The sequence below is a fragment of the Trueperella bernardiae genome (assembly GCF_030246965.1).
Taxonomy (GTDB): domain Bacteria; phylum Actinomycetota; class Actinomycetes; order Actinomycetales; family Actinomycetaceae; genus Trueperella; species Trueperella bernardiae.
Genome location: NZ_CP127099.1, coordinates 591,981 through 612,939, shown reverse-complemented (window position 1 = coordinate 612,939; position 20,959 = coordinate 591,981). Strand labels below are relative to the sequence as shown.

The window sequence follows — 20,959 nt, the reverse complement described above, 5'->3', positions numbered from 1 at the left end:
TCCGTCACTTTGTATTTCGGTTACGGTACCGTAGCTTTAGCGTCAAGACGAAGGAGATTCGGTGAGCGAATACATCGAAGAAGAGGGCGTGTCGTTCGTCCCCGGTAAGATGGAAGTCACGGACCAGATGACCGTGCCCGCGCTGATTCGGCGTCGTGCACTGGAGATGCCGAAGAAGACGGCCTTCTACCGCAAGTCCACGATGGGCAACCAGTGGATCGGGGTGGCCTGGTCGCAGTTCTACGACGAGATTCGGGCCCTTGCGCGCGGCTTCATCGCCCTCGGCCTGAAGCCCGGCGATCGCGTGGCAATCATGTCGCACACCTCCGACCAGTGGTCCCTGTTTGATTTGGCGATCCAGTTCGCGGGCGGCTACGCCGTGCCGATCTACGAAACCTCCGTGCTCGACCAGGCCGAGTGGATCATTAACGACGCCGGCTGCCGGTTCGCCGTCGTCGAGAACCAGGCGATGGAGACCATGATGAGCCCGCTGCTGGGCGGGGACATACTGGAGAAGATCTTTGTCATGGCCGACGACGCCCAGGGCCGCATCTCCGCACTGGGCTCTCTTCACGACGACGACGAGATCGACCGCCGCATCGACACACAGGCGGCCGATGATGTGTGGACGATCATTTACACGTCGGGCACCACGGGCCGGCCGAAGGGTGTGGTGCTCACCCACCGCAACCTTCTGCACGTGGTCATCAACGGCCCGGTGGACGAGGGCCTAATGGACATCGTGGCCCGCAAGGGTTCCCGCACCCTCCTCTTCCTTCCGATGGCGCACGTCTTCGCCCGCTTCATCAACGTGCTCGCGCTCTACGCGGGCACCGAGATCGGCTACAGCCCGGACACGCGCAACCTGGTGGCGGACATGCAGTCTTTCAAGCCCACCTACGTGCTCGCCGTGCCGCGCGTCTTTGAAAAGATCTACAACGCAGCAGACGCGAAGGCGGGCAAGGGCGTCAAGCTTAAGATGTTCCGCACCGCGGCGAAGGTAGCAATCGCCTACGCCCGTGCACTCGAGACCCCGGACGGCCCGTCGGCCCAGCTCAAGGCCCAGCAGCGTTTCTTCGACAAGCTCGTCTACTCCAAGCTGCGCGAGATCATGGGCGGTAAGGTCAAGTACGCGATCTCCGGCGGCGCCCCGCTCGGCAACCGGCTGGCGGCCTTCTTCACGGGCGCCGGCATCCAGGTGCTCGAGGGCTACGGGCTGTCCGAAACGGCCGCCCCCACCACGGTCAACCGCGTGAACAAGTCCCGCCTCGGTTCAGTGGGCCCGGCCTACCCGGGCTGCTACGTTAAGGCGGCAGAAGACGGGGAGATCCTCGTCAAGGGCGACCACATCTTCAAGAGCTACCACAACAACCCTGAGGCCACCGCCGCGGCCTTCACGGAGGACGGCTGGTTCCGCACGGGCGACATCGGGCGCGTGGACGAGGAAGAGTTCGTGTGGGTGACCGGGCGCAAGAAGGAGCTGATCGTCACCGCGGGGGGCAAAAACGTGGCCCCGGCTGAACTGGAAGACCGCCTGCGTTCCCACCCGCTCATCTCCCAGGTGGTGGTGGTCGGCGACCAAAAGCCGTTCATCGCCGCCCTCGTCACCCTCGACGCCGAGGCGCTGCCGCAGTGGCTGTCCAACCGTGGCCTTCCGGCGATGTCGGTGACCGAGGCGATCAACGACCCGCAGGTTGTCGCCGCGATCGACCGCGCGGTCAAGCGCACGAACGAACACGTCTCGCGCGCCGAATCGATCCGCAAGTTCAAGATCCTGCCCGGCGACTTCACGGTGGAAAACGGCTACCTAACCCCGTCGCTCAAGGTCAAGCGCACCGCGGTCATTCGCGATTTTGACGCGGCGATCGCGGAGATCTACACCAAGTAGAACCCCAGGGAACTGAAGCGGCGGCGGGCTGACAAGCCCGCCGCCGTCTATTTCGCAGCGTGGAAGTTTCTTAGGCATCCTTCTTTTCGGCCGCGATCCGCTCGTGGTGGCGGATGACCTCGGCCACGATGAACTTGAGGAATTTCTCGGCGAACACCGGATCGAGGTCCGCCTCCTCGGCCAGTCGCCGCAGGCGCTCCACTTGGCGCTTTTCCCGCTCCGTGTCCGAAGGCGGCAGGTTGTGCTCGGCCTTGAGCAGGCCCACCTGCTGCGTGCACCGGAACCGTTCGGCGAGGATATGGACGAGCGCGGCGTCAAGGTTGTCGATCGTCTTGCGGTAGACGCCCAGCTGTTCCGGGATATCCATGGCTACTCCTTCGTCTCCAGGCCCTACGCTGTCCTGTTCTTCCGGCTAGTGACCACCAGGGCCTCCCCCGTGCCGTCCACCACGTCGGAGTCGATGAGGACCTTCTCCACGTCGTCGCGCGAAGGGATATCAAACATGAGCTCGCGCAGGATGTTCTCCATGATGGAGCGAAGGCCGCGCGCACCCGTTCCGCGTTCGATCGCCTCGGCCGCGATCTTCGCCACGGCGTCGTCCGTAAACTCGAGCTTGACCCCGTCGAGCTCGAACATCTTCTGGTACTGCTTGACCAGCGCGTTGCGCGGGGTGGTGAGGATCTGGACGAGGTCGGCCACCGTCAGGTCGTTGACCGTGGCGAGCACCGGAAGCCGGCCCACAAGCTCGGGGATGAGGCCAAACTTGTGCAGGTCCTCCGGCGTGGTCTGGCGCAGCAGCGCCCCGGCCTCCTCCGCCTCATGCAGCGCTGAGCCAAAGCCGATGCCGCGCTTGCCCGTGCGCGAGGAGACGATGTCCTCCATACCGGCGAACGCGCCCGCCACGATGAACAGTACGTTCGACGTGTCGATCTCGATGAACTCCTGCTGGGGGTGCTTGCGCCCGCCCTGCGGCGGCACCGCCGCCACCGTGCCCTCAATGATCTTCAGCAACGCCTGCTGCACGCCCTCCCCGGACACGTCGCGGGTGATCGAGGGGTTTTCCGACTTGCGCGAAATCTTATCGATCTCGTCAATGTAAATGATGCCCTGCTCGGCACGCGCCACGTCGCCGTCGGCGGCCTGGATGAGCTTGAGCAGGATGTTCTCCACGTCCTCACCCACGTACCCCGCCTCGGTCAACGCCGTGGCGTCGGCAATCGCGAAGGGCACGTTGAGGATCTTCGCCAGAGTCTGCGCCAGATACGTCTTGCCCGTGCCCGTGGGGCCAATAAGAAGAATGTTGGACTTGCCGATCTCGACGTGGTCATCCTTCTTCGACTCCGGCACGGAGGACAGGGAGCGGATGCGCTTGTAATGGTTGTAGACGGCGACGGCAAGCGTGCGCTTGGCCGCATCCTGGCCGATCACGTACTCGTTGAGGAAGTCATAAATCTCGCGCGGGGTGGGCAGGTCCGCCTGTTGCTGGGCGTCCTCCTCCGAATTGCCGAACTCCTCGGCGATGATCTCATTGCACAGCTCAATGCACTCGTTGCAGATATAGACGCCCGAGCCCGTGATCAGCTTACGGACCTGGCGCTGGCTCTTTTGGCAAAACGAACACTTGAGCATGTCGGCCGCGTCTGCGGTACGAGTCATCGTGCAACCTCTTTCCTCTATCCCCTCAATTCCACACTAAAAAGGCCCACATCTCCAGTGTGGCGCGCCATGAATTGACGGGGGCGGCGCAGTGCACCACCCCCGTCCGTAACGATCGGCCCGCCTAGCCGTCCTGGCGCGTGACCTTGCGGGAGACCAGCACCTGATCAACGATGCCGTAATCCTTAGCCTGCTCGGCCGTGAGGATCTTGTCGCGTGAGATGTCCTTCTCGATCGTGGCCGCATCCTGGCCCGTGTGGCGGGCGAGGGTATCGATCAGCCACTGGTTCATGCGGTCCATCTCCTCGGCAATGATCGCGATGTCCGAGGCCTGGCCCTGGGCGCCTTGCATCGCCGGCTCGTGGATGAGCACGCGGGCGTTCGGCAGCGCGAGGCGGCGGCCCGGCGATCCGCCGGCCAGCAGAACGGCTGCGGCGGAGGCCGCCTGGCCCAGGCACACCGTCTGGATTTCGGGCTTGACGTACTGCATCGTGTCGTAGATCGCGGTCAGTGCCGTGAACGAGCCGCCCGGGGAATTGATGTACATCGTGATCGGCGACTCCGGATCCTGGGACTCCAGGACGAGGAGCTGGGCCATGACATCGTCAGCCGAGGCGTCATCCACCTGCACGCCGAGGAAGATGATGCGATCCTCGAACAGCTTCGCGTACGGGTCCTGGCGCTTGTATCCATAGGGCGTGCGCTCCTCAAAGCTGGGCAGGACATAGCGATTGGACGGCATCTGCGGTGCCGTGCCCCCAGCGAGCTGGGAAGAAAGGGAAAGTCCGTGCATCATGCGCTCCTTAGTTATCCGACTCGGTAGAGGCCCCGCGGTCCACGCCACCGCCGCCAACCACGGCCGACGAGCTTTCGATAATGTGGTCAACGAACCCGTACTCGAGTGCCTCCTGGGCGGTGAACCAGCGATCCCGGTCAGAATCCTCGAGGATCTGCTCCACCGACTTGCCGGTGTGCTTCGCGTTCAGCGCCGAGAGCTCTTCCTTCATCTGGAGAATGAGGTCAGCGTTGATGCGGATCTCGGTGGCCGTGCCCTGCACGCCGCCAAGCGGCTGGTGCATGAGGACGCGAGTGTGCGGGGTGATGTAGCGCTTGCCCTTCGCCCCCGCCGTCAGCAGGAACTGGCCCATCGACGCCGCCAGGCCCATGCCCACGGTCGCCACATCGGGCTTGATGTACTGCATCGTGTCAAAGATCGCCATGCCCGCCGTGACGGAGCCGCCCGGCGAGTTGATGTAGAGGTAGATGTCCTTATCCGGATCCTCGGCGGCCAGCAGCAGGAGCTGGGCGGAAATCATGTTCGCAAGCTCGTCCGTCACCTGATCACCCAGCCAGATGATCCTTTCCTTTAGGAGCCGATTAAAAATCGAATCTCCAAGCGCTAGGCCTTGGCCTGCCCCACCTGATTGTGGCATGACGCCCCTCCTTCGCCCCATGGGCGGATGTAGTACTGCGCGCCCGTGGCGGCGCGTTTTTCTCAATCGATCCTAACGACTCCCCCGCGCCCGGCCATTCCCGAAGCACCGACTTTTCGCTGTTGGCACATAGGAAGGGGCGGGAGCAGCCACCGCCGCTCCCGCCCCCACGTTTGGCTTAAGCCTCGAGCTTAGAGATGAGGGTCTTGCGAGCCTTGCCGTTCTTCTCGGCTTCGAGCACGCGGGCCTTTTCGGCATCATCCGCGCCCTCAACGTAGGCCAGGACCTCGTCCACCTTGTGCTCGGCCGGATCGAACGCGCCAGCGTTCTCAGCCGCCGGAGCTTCCGCCTTCTTGGCCTTCTTCTCAGCCTTGTCAGCCTTTTCGGCCTTCGCAGCCTTGGCCGGGGCCTTCTTGGCGGGCTTGGCAGTGAACTCGGGGACCACCTCGTTCTCCGGGCGATCGCCAAGGATCGCGTCCACGTCCACCGCGTTGCCGTTCGCGTCCTTGACCTGGGCGAGGCGCAGGGCAGCCATGATCGCCTTGTTACGGGCGAGCTCGCCAGCGAAGGCGTTGAGCTGGCCGGTGGAGACGGCGGCCTGGATGAACTGGTTCGGGTCCATGCCGTACATCTGGGCCTGGGTCACCAGGAACTCAACCAGCTCTTCCTGGCCCACATTGACCTTGAACGCCTGGGCGTACGTGTCGAGCAGGAGCTGGGAGCGCAGCGACTCCTCGATCTCACCGCGGACCTCTTCGCCGTGCGGGTCGCCTTCCTCCTTACCCTCGCTGCGCAGGTGGTTGGCGATCTCCTCCTCGATCGTGCCCTCGGGCAGTGGGAAGTCGGAGGCCTCGATAAGCTGGTCAACCAGAGCCTGGTAGGCGCCCGAAAGCTGGGAGTCGGCCTTGGTCTTCTGCGCGGTCTCACGCAACGAATCCTTGAGCTCGGCGATCGTGTCAAACTCGGAGGCAATCTGCGCGAAGTCGTCGTCGGCGTCGGGAAGCACGGACTCCTTGACCGAGTGAACCGTGATAGTCACCTCGGCCTCTTCGCCCTCGTGGTCGCCGCCAGCAAGCTTGGCGGTGAACTCGACCGTGGAGTCGGCGGTGGCGCCGGTGAGCGCCGCGTCCTGGCCCTCGAGCATGTTGCCGTCACCGATGCGGTAGGACACGCCAGCGACGTCGTCCACCTCCTCCTCGCCGATCTTGGCCACGAGGTCGATGTTGACGTAGTCGCCCTCAGCGGCCGGGCGGTCGACCGTGGTGAGGGTAGCGAAGCGCTCGCGCAGGGCCTCGAGCTCGGCCTCCACGTCCGCGTCCGTGACCTCAACCGCCGGGACCTCCACCGTGAAGTCGGCCGGGTTCGGCATCCAGATCTCCGGGCGGATGTCCACCTCAACCGTGAACTTCAGGGCCGACGTGTCATCCTTGCCCTTCATCTCCGGGACCTCGTTGATCTCCACCTCGGGGCGCGACATCGGGACGATTCCGGTCTCCTTGACGGCGACCTGGTAGTACTTGTCCAGGTTGTCGTTGATGGCCTGCTCGATGATGTAGCCGCGGCCAATCTTGGACTCGACCACGCGGCGCGGCGCCTTACCCGCACGGAAGCCGGGGATCGACACCTGCTTGGACAGCTCCTTGGCGGCCTTGTCGTAATCCGCGTCAAATTCCTCGGCAGGGACCTCCACGCTCAGCTTGGCGCGGGTCTCGCTGATGTTCTCTACGATCTGCTTCACAGTACTCCACTCGAGTTAGGGACGATACGTCCATTTATAGCTACACGTGTGCCCATGGCACACACCACCGTTCATCATAGTTCACCGGCGCGCTCTTCCCCTCATTCCTCGCCATGAAAGGAACCACAAACTGGCGCGTTTCCGCGCCCTTTGCGCGTTCGGCCTAAAACAGCGCCACCTTGGTGGCCGGCGGGAAGATCTGGTCGAGGGCCGCCAGGTCCGCGTCAGACAGCGTGAGGCTCACGGCCTTCGCGTTCGACTCGATCTGCTCGGGCTTGGTGGCCCCGGCGATGATGGAGGCCACCGGCTCCTGGTGAGCAAGCCACGCAATAGCGACGTCGGCCTGGGCCAGCCCCCGCTCGTCGCAAAAACCGCGGAAGCGGCGCAGCTGGTCCATGTCAGCCGCCTCGAGCTTGGGGTCGCCCGCCTTTAGCCGCCCACCCTCGGGCGCGCTGTCGGTGTACTTGCCCGTCAGCAGCCCGGCTGCCAGAGGGAAGTAGGGCACCACGCCCAGGCCGTAGTAGCGGGCCGCGGGCAGGATCTCCTGCTCGGCGCGCCGGTCTATGAGGTTGTAGTGGTTCTGGGTGGCCACGAGCTTGCCGCGGCTAGCGAGCTCCGCGGTGGCCGCCGTCTGCCAGCCGGCCATGTTGGACACGGCGTAGTAACGGATCTTACCCGCGTCCACCGCCCCCTCCAGCGCGTCCACGGTCTCTTCCAGGGGCGTGAGCGAGTCGGGCGAATGGTAGTAATACAGGTCGATGTAGTCGGTACCGAGCCGGCGCAGCGAATCCTCCAGCCGGGCGAGCATGTAGCGGCGCGAGCCGCGCGCACTGTGCGGCACATCTTCCTTCAGCCGCATGCCGAACTTCGTGGCGATCACGGCCTCATCGCGCCGCGTGCCAAGCGCCTTACCCAGCAGCTCCTCGGACAGACCCGTCCGCTTTCCATAGACATTGGCCGAATCAAAATACGTGATCCCGGCGTCCAGTGCCGCGTTCACGACGGCGGCCGCACCCTTCGCGTCCTCGCTCATCGTCCCCGCCCGGCCCAGGTTGTTCGCTCCGTAACCGAGCACCGAGACCGTCAGTCCGGATTCGCCCATCCGCCTGTATTCCATGATTCCTCCACTTGATCAGCTTTCCCACCAGTCTACGGGCGGCCTCCGACAAGTTTCGACGTTCATGGCTGACAGCGAAGCCCGCACCGCGGACGCGACTGGGGCTTCGGCGTCGTGAGCCAACGCTGTGAGGTGCGACCTGCGCGATAGCAAGGCGCCACAATAGTGACTACACTGGAGGGCGCCTATTGCCGACCGCTGAAAGTGAGGTGAGGACCCGTGAACAGTGACAGTTCTCGTCACCGATGGAAGACCACGCCCTCCCTGCCAGGCGGCCGCCTGCCCATGCGCGCCTAAATTGCGCGCTTATGGCACCAGAGGGCGTGGTGAATTGAGCCAATGTTGGCCCACAGTTAGGAATCACCATGACCCGTCACGTTGATGTCACCACCGTCCTTGAGACCATCCAGCCCGAGCTCTCCACCGGCGAGTTCGCCAAAGTCATCGCACACATCTCCCCCGCCAGCCCCGCCCAGACCGCCGACATCCTCGAGCGCCTTCCCGAAGACCAGCAGCCCATCTTCTACCGGCTCCTGCCCAAGGATCGCGCGACCGCCGTCTTCGACATCCTGAGACCGCGCCAGCAGTCCGACCTCATCAAGGGATTGCAAAACAAGGAAGTCGTGGAGATCTTCGACGGCCTTGACCCCGACGACCGCGCCCTCCTCCTCGACGAGCTCCCCGCCAACCTCTCCACCCGCCTCCTCCAGGGCCTCTCCGGCGAGAAGCGCCGCCACACCACCAACCTGCTCGGCTACCCGAAGGATTCGATCGGCCGGCGCATGTCTCCGCACGTCGTCTCCACCCGCGAAACATACACCGCAGGCGAGACCCTCGCGCGGATCCAGAATCACCTCGAAGACGCCGAAACGGTCTACACGATCCCGGTGGTTGACGACGCGCGGCGCGTGGTCGGCGTCGTCGGCCTGCGTCAGCTGTTGGGCGCGAAGGCGGAGGACAAGATCGGCGACCTCATGTCCACCGTCCACCCCGCGAGCGCCTACGCCTCCGCGGAGGAAACCGCGCGCCTGTGCATCGAGCTTCGCCTGCTCGCCATGCCGATCGTTGACCGGGAGGGGCGCCTGCTCGGTATTCTCACAGTTGACGACGCCGGCCGCGTCATCGAGCACGCCGAGACCGAAGACACGGCCCTCTCCGGCGGTGTGGAGCCCCTCGGGCGGCCCTATTTTTCCACGCCGGTGCGTTCACTCGTGCGTTCGCGCATCGTGTGGCTGCTCGTCCTGGCGATCGGCGCCACGCTCACGGTCCACGTGCTCTCCCTCTTCGAGGCAACGCTCGCGCAAGTCACGGCCCTGGCCCTGTTCGTGCCGCTATTGATCGGCACGGGCGGCAACACAGGCAACCAGGCGGCCACCACGGTGACGCGCGCGATCGCGCTCGGCGACGTCGGCAACTCGGACCTGGTGCGGGTGCTCGGCCGCGAATTCTCCGTAGGGCTCACGCTCGGCGCGCTACTCGGCACGCTCGGGGCCCTCATCACGGGCGCGATCTTCGGGGTATCGATCGGCATCACGATCGGGCTCACGCTCCTTGGCATCTGTACGATCGCGGCGAGCATCGGCGGCGTCATGCCCATGATCGCCAAAAAGCTGGGCGTGGATCCGGCCGTGTTCTCCAACCCGTTCATCTCCACGTTCGTGGACGCCAGCGGCCTGATCGTCTACTTCCTCATCGCGAAGGCGGTGCTGGGGCTCTAACACTCCGGGAACTCAAGCGTGAGACAATCGGCGGGTAGTATTCGGGTAGCTTGACGGAAGGAGATCACGATGAGGCGAGGACGCAGGCTGGGATTCATCATCGGCGCGGCACTGCTGATGGCGGGCTGTTCGACGCAAGGCGGCGCCTCGGCAGTCGGCACGTGGACGGACGCCGAGAACGAGGCCGTCTACCTCGAGTTGGCTGACGACGGCACCCTCTCCGGTAGCGACGGCTGCAACGACATGGGCGGCCACTGGAGCGCGGCGGCGGATAAGATCCAGTTCACCGAGGTATTCGCCACGCTCAAGTACTGCGAGGGCGTGGACACGTGGCTCGCAGACGTGTCGAGTGCGACCGTGGACGGCGACGAGATGTCGGTCTACAACGACGCTGGGGAAGCCATCGGCACACTCCACAGATAGCGGTCGGCGGAACTCGTGAACCAGAGGTGTGCCAGGGGCGTATAGGAATCGGTAGCCGGTATATTCACGAGTTGTGTCGGGCTGGCCGCCAGACATGGGTGCGGCCCCGGAGATTCCGGGGCCCGCACTGATAGGCCGGCGTGCCGGTGGGTGGCAGCCTAGGCTACCACCCACCGTGTCTAGCTAATGGCGATCATCGCCTGCCAGCCATGACCGACCTGGCGGGCAGCGCCCCACCAGCCATTGGCCTGGTTCTTGTAGGCAAACATCTTCCCATCCTCGCGAATACCGACCAGGTCAAGCCTGCCGTCCCCATCCACATCACCGGGGATGGTGGCCTGGACGAAGGAATCCCAGCCGTGACCGATCTTGCCCGCACCATACACACCACCGTCGGCGGCACCGGCGTAGGCATACATCGAACCATCAGCCGCAATCGCCACCAGATCGCTGTAGGAGCTACCCACGAACTGGCCCGGAGCCAGAATCGAGGTCATATTCGACCAGCCGTGACCAATCTTGGTCCCACCGAACAGGCCGTTCGGTCCCACCTGGTAGCGGTACAGATCACCGGTTGCCACATGACGCGCCACCACATAATCCGCACTCGAGGAGCCCAGCTTGCCGGCATAGACAATGTTGTCCATCCCGTTCCAACCGTGACCGGCCTTCACACCCTTGCTCAGGAACCCATCGCCCTCGGAGTGGAAGTAGTACAGGTCCCCGTTGTCGTAGCGGACAAGGAGGTCAGCGCGGGCGTCGCCGTCGAGATCCCGGATAGCCGTCAGTGCCGTGATCGGCTGCTCAGCACACCCCACAATACCCTTATGGTAGAAGCCACCCTTACCATCGTTGGCGTAGAAGTGAATCGCGCCGGACTCGTCAACCGACCACAGGTCAGCCAGCTTATCGCCAGTCGCATCGCCCAACACGCCCGTCGCACGCGACGGGGCGGCCGGACGATCCATCACATCACACTGAACCGGCCCAGGGCCCGGCTCGGGGTCAGGCCCCGGCTCGGTGACGCCCTGCGTAGAGAGCGCGTACATGTGGCCCGCCTCGGTAGGGAAGGAGACGTGGTTGGCGTCGATCTTGGTCAGCGCCAGCCGCTCCCCCGAACCCGAATGCCCGTAAATCACCACGGAGTTGAACTGGTCCGCCCCGTCGAAGAACAGCACGGCATCGCCACCGTTGTTGGAGGTCACCGTCGCGGTTGTCACCTTGCCCCCGGTCCAGGAGAAGTCGAGGTCGAAGTTGCCGCGAGCCTTCAGGCCCGACACGCTACCTTCGGCCCACGCCTTCGGCAGCGCCGGCAGCAGGTGGATGTAGTTGTGGTAGGCCACCCCATCCGCCTCGAAGGTCGAGTTCGACTGAGCGAGCATCTCGTTGATACCCGAAGTGTTGCCGAAGTTACCGTCAATCTGGAACGGCGGGTGCGCGTCGAACAGGTTGGGATACATCGCGCCCTTAAGCTGCTTGGTAATGAGCAGGTAGGCGCGGTCACCATCGCCGGTGCGCGCCCAAGAGTTGATGCGCTGGCCCACGCCCCAGCCGGTCGCGTCGTCGCCGCGCTGGTTGAGCGAGGTCTTCGCCGCGTCCATGAAGGTGGCGTTATCGACCGTGATGAGGTCGCCCGGGAACAGCCCGAGCATGTGGGACAGGTGGCGATGGCCCGCCTGGTAGCCCGCGATCGCGTTGCCGGCCTTGTCCTTGCCGAGGCCGCCCTCGAAGAACCACTCCTTGATCTGCCCGTCGTCGCCCACCTCAATCGGCTTGAGTAGGCTCTGCGCACACGACCACGAGCGGTTGGCGTCCGCCACAAACGCGCCGGAATCGTCCTTGCGCCAGTTGTCCACCGAGCACTGGCCGTCCGCACTCGCCAGGTCAGAGTCGACGCCGAGCACCGCCGCGGACTCCTGGGCGTCCTGCAACAGCTGCCACACCAGCGAGCTTTCGTAGGTGTTGCCATCGGTGCCAAGCGGTCCGTGCTCCGGCGAGTAGGCCACGCCAGTGGTCAGGCGGGCTTCGCCGTCGGCGGCGTCAGTGTTGCCTTTCTTGAGCATGTAGTTGACGTAGAAGTTGGCCTCTTCCTTCAGCAGTGGATAGATGCGGTCGGCGAGGATCGCCTCATCGCCCGTGTACTCGTAGTACTCGTAGACGTTTTGCAGGATCCACGGCACCGCCGCCGGGCTCCAGCCCCAGGAGAACGCCGCACCCGGAGTGGTCCAGCCATAGGCCGTGTTCTCGGTATGGGCCATAAAGCCGGCACCCTCGCCGATCTTTGTTCCGGCCTGCGTCTGAGCGCCCGCGTACACGTGCGCCGTCACGCGGCCCGGTTCCACCAGGCCCTCCACGTAGTCAATGAGCGGCAGGGCTGATTGCTCCAGGCTGGAGGAGTATGTGGGCCAATAGTTCATTTGCAGGTTGACGTTGAGGTGGAAGTCGGCGCCCCAGGGGGTGCGGCCGTGGGCGTTGTCATCGGCTGTGGAGGACCAGATGCCCTGCAGGTTGGAGGGCAACTGGCTGTCCTCGCGCGACGAGGCCACCGTGAGGTAACGCCCGTAGTTGTAGACCAGGGTCTCGAGCGTACGCTGGTCGGCCTCGCTCGCCGTGCCCTGCTTGTAGGCGTTGAGGAGCTCGTCGGTAGGCTTGGCGCCCTCGCCGAAGGTGGCCGCCTGGCCGAGGTTCAGCTTGACCTTCCCGTAGAGCGCCTCGTGGTCAGCGACGTGAGCCGCCCGGACGGCGTCGTAACCCTTGGCGGCGGCCGCGTTCACGACGTCGGCCAGGCGCGTGTCGAGCTGCTGTGCGGTCTCGCCGGTGCGGTACGCGGGGTAGCTCGCCTGGTAGTCGGTGCCGGCAGCCAAGTACAGCGTGACCTCGCTGGCGTTGGCAATGGTCAGCGCGTCGCCTGCATCGGACGCCGCGACCGTGGCACCCTCGCCCTCAACAACGGCCCGGATCTTCGCGTTGTAGAGTAGCCCATTGTTGCCGAGAGCGCCCGAGGAGGTAAGAGTGTCGCCGTCGATCACGACCTGCGCGCCCGACTTGCTCCAGCCGCTATTGAGCGGGAGGGCCACGTCGAAATTAAGCGCATCCTTGCCCACAGACGTCAAGTGGGCGACCATCACGTCATCAGGGTTGGAGACGAAGTAGTCGCGCATGTAGTCGGTGCCGTCGTAGTGGAAGTGGACGTTTGCCACACCAGTCGTCAGGTCGAGGGAGCGTTGGAAGAGGAAGACCGGGGCGTCCTCGGGGATGTCCGAGGTGATCGTGAGGTCGCCCCAGTTCTGGAAGGACCCCTGCAGGGCGGCGTCGAATCCGCCGATCAGGCTGTTGGTGTTGGCCACAGTTGCCGCACCGCCGTCGAGCTCACGGTTGAGTTCGCGTAGCGCCGCGCCGTAGCGTCCGCGGCTGACCTCGTTGCCGCCCGTGTAGGTGTGCCCCTCGGCGGGGCCACCCGTCCACAGGGTCTCCTCGTTGAAGGTGATCCTTTCGGTGCCGACCTCGCCCCAGACCGTTCCGCCGACCTTACCGTTGCCGATCGGGAGGGTGGTGCGTTGCCAGCGGTCGTCCTTGCCGCCCGCCCGGAGCGGGTTGCCCGTGCCGACCGAGCCCATCGGGGTTGCCGACGCGGGCTGGCTGTACCACAGGACGTCGTCACCGGCCATCGCCGCCACCTGCTCATCCCAGGCGCGCGGGCCCTCGGGCGCCTGAGGCTCGGGTGCCTCCGGCTCGAACTCCGAAGTGACACTCAGGGTCGGCGCGTCCGCCGCCGTCAGCCCACCCAGCGCGCTGACGCCTTCGGTGGAAGCGAAGCGCATCTCCATGCCCTTCGTCTCCCCCAGCACGAAGGTCAGCTGACGATCGCCGGCCTCATAAGCCGCGCGCACCATCGCCGTGACGTCGATCGTCACCGCCCTGCGCTTGTCCGCCGCGATCGTCATACTGTCCGAGGTGTAGCGGTCGGCTGCGGCGACCGGGAAGTCGGCGGCGAAGGCGACGTCGTCGGTGGTGAGAGTGAAATCCGGGCGGGTTGCCCACGTCGACACGCCGGTGTCGCAACTGGCGGCGCCGTTGGTGCAGGTGTCGGTGTCAACCAGCGCGACGCCGACCTGCGCCTGCTCCGTACCCTGCAGGTTGTTCACGACGTGCCCAATGTACGTCAGCTGGAGCGTCGCCTCCTCCGGTGCCGCGGTGAGAGAGCTCAGGTCGAAGGAGATCATGCCCATCTTCGCGTCGGTGTAGTCCGAGGTGTCGGCGGAGACGAAGCCCTCACCGAACAGGCCGTAGGGCTGGTCGGGACTGGATATTCCCCCGCTGGTCGGGTGCAACGTGCCGATGTAAGGCTTGCCGACGTTCGACTGCGTCTTCTCCGACGCCCACGCTTGCAACGTGGTGTCCGCGCTCGCCGGGAGATCCTTCTGGGAGGTGTCAGCGAGGGCGGGTATGCTCCCCACACTCAGCGTTAAGGCGAGAACAGCCGCTGCGGCAATACGATTTTTCATACGCATAAGGCGTCCAAAGCTCCTTTGCTTAGATCTTGCCTAGTGTGTGTACACGCCCACACTAGTGAAACCGTGTGTTTCCTGCCACCATTTTTCACAGTCTGCCAGGGGTACTGGTCCGTGCTCACACCCCTTCCGTCAGGGCGTTAGGCTCGGATACTACTGCCGTAACACTTCAAGTAGCCGGGTGAGCGCAGTGTCTAGCTTCTCCTGCTCCTCGGCAGTGAATGTGGACGAGAGGACCTGGTGGACGACGTCGTCGACGATCTGACGCGCCTCATCGTGAGCCCGGCGCCCCCGGTCGGTGACTGACAAGACGTTGACGCGCCGGTCGGCGCTACCCGGCACTCGCTCCACGTAACCTTTCGTGACGAGCTTGTCGATGACCTTGCTGATCCCGCCGGTGGTGATGTCGAGCGCGGAGGCAACCCACCGCGCAGGGCATGAGGTCGAAGTCATTGATCTGGCGTCCGAAGAGTTCGATCCGGCGCTTCGTTTCGGTTACCGACAACGCATGCATGAAGAAGCCTGCACTAAGACGCGGCAGGAGCTCCTGCAAAGGTGCGATCAAGCGGCACTCGCATTTCCCGTCTGGTGGGCGGGCGAACCCTCACTGCTCAAAGGCTGGTTCGATCGAGTTCTGACACCAGGCAATGCCTACCGCTATCTTTCGGGAAACTCGTTCACAATGGTTGCTCACCGGGCGTAGCACAACGCTGATCGCCACCAGCCACGCGCCCGCCTGGTATGCGCGCCTCCACCCGGCGAACCCGATCTCCCGCATCGCGCGGCACATCCTCGGCAACTGTGGTATCAAGGTCACGCAGCGCCTCACCTTCGGCTGAATGGACGGCAAGAACGCTACCCCTGACAACCTCCGAAGGTTCATCGCACGGGTGGAGAAGCCCGCCCACGAACTCTAGGAAATCGCCCTCGATGGGCTTGCCCGCACGTTGTTGACGCCTCGGCAGGGTGGCGCGCCTAAATCACCAACCGAATCAACCTAGATCAGGAACGCCAGCATACCTACGACCGCGGCGACGATCAAGAAAACCAGCGCAGCAACACCATAACCGCCGACGCTTGCCGCGGAGACCTTCGTCGGGTTTGCCGGGTTGTAACGTAACGCCACCTCGTCGCCGACTTCGATCTTCGGCCGTCGTCGGAAATCCGCGTTGGCGACGTGTGCCTTGTCGTCGTCGACAATGCGGAAAACAGGCCGCCACACCTTCTGACCGTCGCTAGAGACCTCTTCGATGTTGCGGATCACCGGGAGGACTACCTGCTTCCACCTGCGCGCACGTAGAAAGAGCCCGGCGAAGATCAGGCCGAAGGCAGCGAAAATGACTGCCGATACGATCAATACCCAGAACAAGGCACCCCCTTCGTTGGCCATTTTAGAGGAGGCCGCGGGAGTCGATGGGAGATAATCGCGCCCTGCGACAGGAATTCACCCGAGGTTCGCCTTCGCCGCTTAGCTTGAACGCAACAGAACGCGCGAAGCGATCCACAGCGGGTCGGAACAAGGAAGTGAACTGTAGCGAATGCGGATCCTGACACACGACAACTCAATTCAGCCACCAGGAGAGACATGGGCCTTTTCGGACGACGTAAGAAAAAGCAAGAACAGCAAGAGCCGCAAAAGTCAGCAGCCTATCTTGCACGACAAGCAGAGATTCAGAACCTCATCGCTGCAGAACCCGAAGCGATCGCTGTCGACGGGATTGAGCTGGCAAAGCCGTCCGCGCCATCGACCCGACGCGGTTTTCTGGATTGTACCAAAGATTGATCTAGCCACATCTGCACCCTTGCTGTGTTGGAGAGAGTAACCCTATCTGCACCCTAGGGGGCCAAAAAACACCATACCAGACCAAAAAGACCACAAAACAAAACGGGCACTTTTCCGCACCACAGCAACGAAAACCCCGCCAGATCAACGATCCGGCGGGGTGCCATGTGGAGATGGGGAGAATTGAACTCCCGTCCGACGATGCAAAACCCAAGACTTCTCCGGGTGCAGTCTGCTTTGCGTTGTTTTCAGCTCCAGCACTCACGCAGACAAGTTGCTGACGAGCATAGTTACCTAGTGTCGGCCAGCACCCGGTAACCCAGTGCCGACCCAGTGGCTTTCAAAAACGACGCCAGAATTCTCACGTGAAAGCACCGTGAGGCTGACGGACTTCCTTAAGTGCGCTCGCGCTTAGGCAGCGAGGGCGAAGTCGGACTTCTGCTTGTTGGCAGTTATTGTTTGCAGAGAGTCGTTAAAGAGATGACTCTGCATCCTCTACCCGCTTCCCTTCGGCAGTCATCGCCGTCGAAACCGATCATCCCCTTATTCAGTTGTCAACCAACTACGCCCGAAGGCGTTCGCCCATTCTACAACGACGCCGACGCCGCGTCTACCCCTGTCCCTCCCGGCTCAACCACCTCGGCTCACACCCCGCCGCACCCAGCCGGACCACTAGACTGTCACCATGACGATTACCACGCCCACCACGATCGAACCCGGCGACAGGGTCGCCCTGCTCTCCCCCGCCTGGGCGGCGCCGGCCTACTTCCCGGACATTCACGCGCAGGCAGTTGCGCGCGTGGAGCGGCTGCTCGACGTCGTCGTCGTGGAGTACCCCACCACGCGGAAAATGGGGGCGACGCCGGAGGAGCGCGCCGCGGACGTCAATGCCGCGTTCGCCGACCCCGACATCCGCGCGATCCTCACCACCGTGGGCGGCAATGACGAGATCCGCGTCATCCGCCACCTTGACCCGGCGCTCGCCCAGGCCGACCCCAAGCCGTTCTTCGGCTACTCGGACAACACGAACATCCTTAACTGGCTATGGTCGCACGGCGTGGGCGGCTATTACGGCGGCGCCACCCAGGTGCACTTCGGGCCAGGCACGCTGGTCGACGCCGAGCACCTCATCACCCTGCGCGCCGCGCTTTTTGGCCGCGGTGACACCGTCCTGCCCACCACCACCGATTCCCAGGACCACGGCTACGACTGGTCCAGCCCCGAGGCCCTCATCGAGGATTCCCCGCGCGGCCCGGCCCGCCGGATCGAGTTCATCGGTAGCGACGACGCCGTGCGCGGGCACACGTGGGGCGGGTGCCTGGAGGTCATTGACGAGCTCGGGCTCGCCGGCCGCCTGCCAGAGGTGGACGATCTCGAAGGCGCGATCCTCATCTTCGAAAACTCCGAGCGGGTGACGCCCGCGGATATCGTGGGCGACTGGATCCGCGCACTCGGCGAGCGCGGCTACCTCGAGGCTGCGGCGGGCCTCATGTTCGCCCGGCCCGTGGTCGACGACCGGGACGCGCCCACCACCCCCGACGTGCTGGAGGCGCGCCACGACGCTTACGTCGAATATCTCCTGACACAGGTGGGCCGTTACCGCAAGGACCTGCTCGTGTGCCTCAACGTCCCGTTCGGGCACACGCGCCCGCAGCTCATCGTGCCCTACGGCGGCAAGGTCACACTCGACCCGGCGGCCGAGCAGGTCACAGCCCACTTCCCGCTCGCCGAGCGCTACCGGGTCGGCGGGGCAAGCTAGGCGGCGCCTGCGCCCGCCGTCGCCCCGGCGCTGCCTGGAGCAGTGCCCATCACCCGGCTCGGCGCGCCCTAAATGTAGTCGATGACATCCTTGATCGACGCGTGAACGTGGTTGGGACGATAGGGGAACTTGATGATGTCCTCCCGCTTGGTGGAGCCGGTGAGCACAAGGTGCGTGCACAGCCCCGTCTCCACGCCCGCCTGAATGTCGGTGTCCATCCGGTCGCCCACGATCGACGTCTCCTCTGAGTGCGCCCCGATCTTGTTCAGGCCGTTGCGCAGCATGATCGGGTTCGGTTTGCCCACGAAGAACGCGCTGCGCCCGGTTGCCTTCTCGATCATCGCGGCAACGGCGCCGGTGGCGGGCAGGTCGCCGTCGGCGGAGGGGCCCGTGGGGTCGGGGTTCGTGGCGATGAAGCGCACGCCCCTTTGGATGAGCCGGATCGCGGTGGTGATCATCTCGAACGAGTACGTGCGGGTCTCCCCCAGCACTACGAACTCCGGGTCCACCGACGTCATGACGAAGCCCTCTTCGTACAGCGCCGTGGTCAGCCCCGCCTCGCCCACCACGAACGCGCGCCGATTATCGGTCTGATTCGCCAGGAACTTCGCGGTGGCCAGGGCCGAGGTCCAGATCCGTTCCGGGGGCACCTGCAGGCCCGACGTCGCCAACCGCGCCGACAGGTCACGCGGGGTGAAAATCGAATTGTTCGTCAAGATCAGGTGCGGGATGTCCCGCTCCTCGAGCCGGTTCAGGAACTCTTTCGCGCCGTCCAGCGCGATCCCCTCATGAACAAGGACGCCGTCCATATCAATCAGCCATGCACTCATGCCCTAAGACAATCATGGATCACCGGCCGCCGACTACCGCAAAGCCAACCTGCACGTTTGTGCCACGCCTTGCCGAAAGGTGACCCAACGACGTCGTTCGCGGGCGTGCGCCATCAGCGCCAGTTCCTCGGGCACCCACGACGCCGTTCCCGGGCTCACGCCTAACGCGCCCGCTTGCGCGCCTCCGACACGGCCCGCTCGGCCTCACGCTGATCTTGCTTGCGGCGCAGCGTCTCACGCTTGTCCCACTCCTGCTTACCGCGGGCGAGGCCGATCTCCACCTTCGCGCGGCCACGGATGAAGTACAGCTCGAGCGGCACCACCGTGGTGCCCTTTTCCTTGACCTTAACGGCGAGCGCACGCAGCTCGTCCTTGTGCAGGAGGAGCTTGCGCTTCTGGGTGGGCGCATGGTTGGTCCAACCGCCCGTCGACCACGCGGGGATATTTGCCCCGACCAGCCAGGCCTCGCCGCGCCGATCGAAGTCGATCCACGCTTCCATGAGGGAGGCTCGCCCGGCGCGCAACGCCTTGACCTCCGTGCCCGCGAGCACAAGCCCGGCTTCGTAGGTCTTGTCAATGAAATAGTCGTGGTGGGCCTTCTTGTTGCGCGCCACCACCTGCTTCGCGTCCGCGGCCTCCTTCGCCTTTTGGGCAGGGGTCAGCTTGCCGCTGTCCTTCTTCCAGGCCTTTGGCATCGCTCATCCCTCCCTTGACGTGACCATATAGCTTAACGCCGAGAAACGGGCGTTCGCAAGATTAGGCCCAGCGGCGGGTAAAGGATGCGAAGTTCATCGGGTCAACAACCGTACCGTTCTTCCACACCTCGAAGTGAACGTGGCACGCGGTGACCAGGCCGGTCTGACCCGTCCACCCGATCACGTCGCCCTGGTTCACGCTCTGCCCCACCCGGACGTTGAACGCCGAGAGGTGGTTGGTGACCGTCACGTAGGAGTTGCCTCCCACCACGCCGTGGTTGATGTAGATCTGGTTGCCGTGCGTGCCGTTACCGGCGGCCGGGATGACAGCCGAGACGACGCCGTCGGCGGGCGCGGTCTGTGCCTCGCCACACCGGGAACGCAGGTCCACGCCGTTGTGCATCCACGTGCCACCGAACGGGTAGACGCGCATGCCGAACGGCGAGGTGACGTAGACGGGGGCGGGAACCGGTGGCTTGATCCAGCTACCCGAAGCCTGTCCGGAGTTATTCGGGGCGGACGGCGCCTGCTGCGAGGAACCGTTCCCCTGAGCCTGGGCCTGCGCCTTGGCGCGCTCTTCTTCAAGCTTACGCTTATTCTCCGCGTCGATCTGCGCGATGCGCTGGGCGGTCTGCTCGCTCTGGGTCTCGAGCGTGGCGAGCGAGGCCTGGTAGTTGGACTTCTTCTCCTCATAGTCAGCCGACTGAGCCACCAGGCTCGACTCCAGGTCCACGAGCTCGGCTTTGCGCGCATCAGCTTCGACCTTCTTCGAGGTCTGCCTATCAACCAGCTCCTCGGACTTGGCCTTCAGCTCCTCGATCTGGTCCTCCACCGCGTTCTGGCGGGACTCACGATTCTTTTCCTGCGCGGCCTTCTGCTGGAACTGCGCGAGCGACGCCGTCTGGGAGCGGCTCACGGCTGACTGCGCGCGGTACGCATTGGCGAAATCCTCGGCGGTGGCAGAGCCGACGAGCATCTCCATCGTGGAGGGCATCGTGTCGCCACGATAGGTAGCGCGGGCCAGCTCCCCCAGCGACTTGCGCGTGGCCTCCGCGTTCGCCTCGTTTTCCTTGATCTGGTCCTTGATCTGCGCAAGCTCCCCCTGGGCGGCATCCAGTAGCGCGGAGTTCGCTTCCAGCACGCGCACGGCGGCGGCGAGCTCGACCTCGGCGGTTTGCACGGCCTCCTCCGCGGCCGGGATCTTCCCGCGGGTCTCCTCCAGCTTGAGGTAGGCCTCCTGAAGGTTGACGTCGATGCCCTCCAGCTCGGACTGCAGGCGCTCCTTTTCGGCCTTCTGCTCCTGCTGCTGGTCCACCAGGTCGCTGCGCTCGTCGCCGAACGCGGGCACGACCAGCAGGGCTGACGCGGTCAGCGCGGCGGCGGCCACAGCTGAGGCGAGTTTACGCAT

The 20,959-nt window shown here is 64.4% G+C and carries 19 protein-coding genes and 1 other RNA gene; 7 read left to right on the top strand and 13 right to left on the bottom strand.

Annotated features, from left to right (window positions below; genetic code table 11):
- The first annotated feature begins 61 nt into the window (after positions 1–61).
- Positions 62–1,888: an AMP-dependent synthetase/ligase gene (locus QPC17_RS02830; protein ID WP_070445458.1), complete on the top strand. Its 1,827-nt coding sequence runs from the start codon at positions 62–64 to the stop codon at positions 1,886–1,888.
- 70 nt (positions 1,889–1,958) lie between these two features.
- Here QPC17_RS02830 and QPC17_RS02825 read toward each other — a convergent pair whose 3' ends face one another.
- From QPC17_RS02825 to QPC17_RS02800, 6 genes are all read right to left on the bottom strand, one after another.
- Positions 1,959–2,255, bottom strand: a complete 297-nt coding sequence (locus tag QPC17_RS02825; protein ID WP_062611972.1) for a chorismate mutase — start codon at positions 2,253–2,255, stop codon at positions 1,959–1,961.
- A 23-nt stretch (positions 2,256–2,278) separates the two neighbouring features.
- Positions 2,279–3,544 (bottom strand): ATP-dependent Clp protease ATP-binding subunit ClpX, encoded by a 1,266-nt coding sequence (clpX, locus tag QPC17_RS02820; protein WP_068538452.1) that lies wholly within the window; start codon positions 3,542–3,544, stop codon positions 2,279–2,281.
- 124 nt (positions 3,545–3,668) lie between these two features.
- Complete coding sequence (locus tag QPC17_RS02815) at positions 3,669–4,340, bottom strand: ATP-dependent Clp protease proteolytic subunit (RefSeq protein WP_062611970.1); 672 nt, start codon at positions 4,338–4,340, stop codon at positions 3,669–3,671.
- 7 nt (positions 4,341–4,347) lie between these two features.
- Positions 4,348–4,998, bottom strand: coding sequence for an ATP-dependent Clp protease proteolytic subunit (locus QPC17_RS02810; protein ID WP_371258050.1), 651 nt, complete (start codon positions 4,996–4,998; stop codon positions 4,348–4,350).
- Positions 4,999–5,155: 157 nt separating this feature from the next.
- Positions 5,156–6,715, bottom strand: coding sequence for a trigger factor (tig, locus tag QPC17_RS02805; protein ID WP_068538453.1), 1,560 nt, complete (start codon positions 6,713–6,715; stop codon positions 5,156–5,158).
- Between the two features lie 163 nt (positions 6,716–6,878).
- Positions 6,879–7,832 (bottom strand): aldo/keto reductase, encoded by a 954-nt coding sequence (locus tag QPC17_RS02800; RefSeq protein WP_285347445.1) that lies wholly within the window; start codon positions 7,830–7,832, stop codon positions 6,879–6,881.
- 365 nt (positions 7,833–8,197) lie between these two features.
- Here QPC17_RS02800 and mgtE point away from each other — a divergent pair, with 365 nt between their 5' ends.
- A complete protein-coding gene (gene mgtE, locus QPC17_RS02795; protein WP_285347444.1) occupies positions 8,198–9,550 on the top strand; it encodes a magnesium transporter in 1,353 nt (450 codons plus the stop codon).
- Positions 9,551–9,619: 69 nt separating this feature from the next.
- Positions 9,620–9,973, top strand: coding sequence for an META domain-containing protein (locus QPC17_RS02790; protein ID WP_062611962.1), 354 nt, complete (start codon positions 9,620–9,622; stop codon positions 9,971–9,973).
- A gap of 179 nt (positions 9,974–10,152) precedes the next feature.
- Here the strand turns inward: QPC17_RS02790 and QPC17_RS02785 are convergent, their stop codons facing one another.
- Together QPC17_RS02785 and QPC17_RS02780 are read right to left on the bottom strand one after the other, a co-directional pair.
- Positions 10,153–14,478: a glycosyl hydrolase family 95 catalytic domain-containing protein gene (locus QPC17_RS02785; RefSeq protein WP_285347443.1), complete on the bottom strand. Its 4,326-nt coding sequence runs from the start codon at positions 14,476–14,478 to the stop codon at positions 10,153–10,155.
- A 159-nt stretch (positions 14,479–14,637) separates the two neighbouring features.
- Complete coding sequence (locus tag QPC17_RS02780) at positions 14,638–14,937, bottom strand: MarR family winged helix-turn-helix transcriptional regulator (RefSeq protein ID WP_062613953.1); 300 nt, start codon at positions 14,935–14,937, stop codon at positions 14,638–14,640.
- On the opposite strand from QPC17_RS02780, the gene QPC17_RS09605 reads away from it, so the two are divergent.
- A complete protein-coding gene (locus tag QPC17_RS09605; RefSeq protein ID WP_082661212.1) occupies positions 14,861–15,187 on the top strand; it encodes an NAD(P)H-dependent oxidoreductase in 327 nt (108 codons plus the stop codon). The two genes, QPC17_RS02780 and QPC17_RS09605, sit on opposite strands and share 77 nt — an antisense overlap.
- Positions 15,132–15,323: a hypothetical protein gene (locus QPC17_RS02775; protein WP_251769438.1), complete on the top strand. Its 192-nt coding sequence runs from the start codon at positions 15,132–15,134 to the stop codon at positions 15,321–15,323. The genes QPC17_RS09605 and QPC17_RS02775 overlap by 56 nt, the downstream gene beginning before the upstream one ends.
- Before the next feature lie 158 nt (positions 15,324–15,481).
- On the opposite strand, the gene QPC17_RS02770 is transcribed toward QPC17_RS02775, so the two are convergent.
- On the bottom strand, positions 15,482–15,853 hold the full coding sequence (locus QPC17_RS02770; protein ID WP_285347442.1) for a DUF3592 domain-containing protein: 372 nt from the start codon (positions 15,851–15,853) through the stop codon (positions 15,482–15,484).
- Between the two features lie 216 nt (positions 15,854–16,069).
- Here QPC17_RS02770 and QPC17_RS02765 point away from each other — a divergent pair, with 216 nt between their 5' ends.
- Positions 16,070–16,267: a hypothetical protein gene (locus QPC17_RS02765; protein WP_148132132.1), complete on the top strand. Its 198-nt coding sequence runs from the start codon at positions 16,070–16,072 to the stop codon at positions 16,265–16,267.
- Between the two features lie 165 nt (positions 16,268–16,432).
- On the opposite strand, the gene ssrA is transcribed toward QPC17_RS02765, so the two are convergent.
- Positions 16,433–16,810, bottom strand: a transfer-messenger RNA (tmRNA) gene (gene ssrA / locus QPC17_RS02760).
- Between the two features lie 142 nt (positions 16,811–16,952).
- On the opposite strand from ssrA, the gene QPC17_RS02755 reads away from it, so the two are divergent.
- Entirely contained in the window at positions 16,953–18,026 is a 1,074-nt protein-coding gene (locus QPC17_RS02755; protein WP_285347441.1) for a S66 family peptidase, read from the top strand.
- A gap of 68 nt (positions 18,027–18,094) precedes the next feature.
- Here the strand turns inward: QPC17_RS02755 and QPC17_RS02750 are convergent, their stop codons facing one another.
- The 3 genes from QPC17_RS02750 to QPC17_RS02740 form a co-directional block, all read right to left on the bottom strand.
- Positions 18,095–18,856, bottom strand: a complete 762-nt coding sequence (locus QPC17_RS02750) for an HAD-IIA family hydrolase (RefSeq protein ID WP_062613950.1) — start codon at positions 18,854–18,856, stop codon at positions 18,095–18,097.
- A 161-nt stretch (positions 18,857–19,017) separates the two neighbouring features.
- Positions 19,018–19,551 carry an SsrA-binding protein SmpB gene (gene smpB, locus QPC17_RS02745; RefSeq protein ID WP_062613949.1) on the bottom strand — a complete coding sequence of 178 codons (534 nt, stop codon included), beginning with the start codon at positions 19,549–19,551 and terminating at the stop codon, positions 19,018–19,020.
- A gap of 61 nt (positions 19,552–19,612) precedes the next feature.
- Positions 19,613–20,959, bottom strand: a complete 1,347-nt coding sequence (locus QPC17_RS02740; RefSeq protein WP_285347440.1) for a murein hydrolase activator EnvC family protein — start codon at positions 20,957–20,959, stop codon at positions 19,613–19,615.

Excerpts from the sequence above, each read along its gene's own strand:
- QPC17_RS09605 (WP_082661212.1), top strand. The coding sequence starts at position 14,861 with ATGACCTTGCTGATCCCGCCGGTGGTGATGTCGAGCGCGGAGGCAACC.
- QPC17_RS02750 (WP_062613950.1), bottom strand. The coding sequence starts at position 18,856 with ATGAGTGCATGGCTGATTGATATGGACGGCGTCCTTGTTCATGAGGGG.
- QPC17_RS02825 (WP_062611972.1), bottom strand. The coding sequence starts at position 2,255 with ATGGATATCCCGGAACAGCTGGGCGTCTACCGCAAGACGATCGACAAC.
- QPC17_RS02790 (WP_062611962.1), top strand. The coding sequence starts at position 9,620 with ATGAGGCGAGGACGCAGGCTGGGATTCATCATCGGCGCGGCACTGCTG.
- smpB (WP_062613949.1), bottom strand. The coding sequence starts at position 19,551 with ATGCCAAAGGCCTGGAAGAAGGACAGCGGCAAGCTGACCCCTGCCCAA.
- QPC17_RS02775 (WP_251769438.1), top strand. The coding sequence starts at position 15,132 with ATGCCTACCGCTATCTTTCGGGAAACTCGTTCACAATGGTTGCTCACC.
- clpX (WP_068538452.1), bottom strand. The coding sequence starts at position 3,544 with ATGACTCGTACCGCAGACGCGGCCGACATGCTCAAGTGTTCGTTTTGC.
- mgtE (WP_285347444.1), top strand. The coding sequence starts at position 8,198 with ATGACCCGTCACGTTGATGTCACCACCGTCCTTGAGACCATCCAGCCC.
- QPC17_RS02780 (WP_062613953.1), bottom strand. The coding sequence starts at position 14,937 with ATGACTTCGACCTCATGCCCTGCGCGGTGGGTTGCCTCCGCGCTCGAC.
- QPC17_RS02785 (WP_285347443.1), bottom strand. The coding sequence starts at position 14,478 with ATGAAAAATCGTATTGCCGCAGCGGCTGTTCTCGCCTTAACGCTGAGT.
- QPC17_RS02815 (WP_062611970.1), bottom strand. The coding sequence starts at position 4,340 with ATGATGCACGGACTTTCCCTTTCTTCCCAGCTCGCTGGGGGCACGGCA.
- QPC17_RS02800 (WP_285347445.1), bottom strand. The coding sequence starts at position 7,832 with ATGGAATACAGGCGGATGGGCGAATCCGGACTGACGGTCTCGGTGCTC.
- QPC17_RS02810 (WP_371258050.1), bottom strand. The coding sequence starts at position 4,998 with ATGGGGCGAAGGAGGGGCGTCATGCCACAATCAGGTGGGGCAGGCCAA.
- QPC17_RS02740 (WP_285347440.1), bottom strand. The coding sequence starts at position 20,959 with ATGCGTAAACTCGCCTCAGCTGTGGCCGCCGCCGCGCTGACCGCGTCA.
- QPC17_RS02755 (WP_285347441.1), top strand. The coding sequence starts at position 16,953 with ATGACGATTACCACGCCCACCACGATCGAACCCGGCGACAGGGTCGCC.
- QPC17_RS02765 (WP_148132132.1), top strand. The coding sequence starts at position 16,070 with ATGGGCCTTTTCGGACGACGTAAGAAAAAGCAAGAACAGCAAGAGCCG.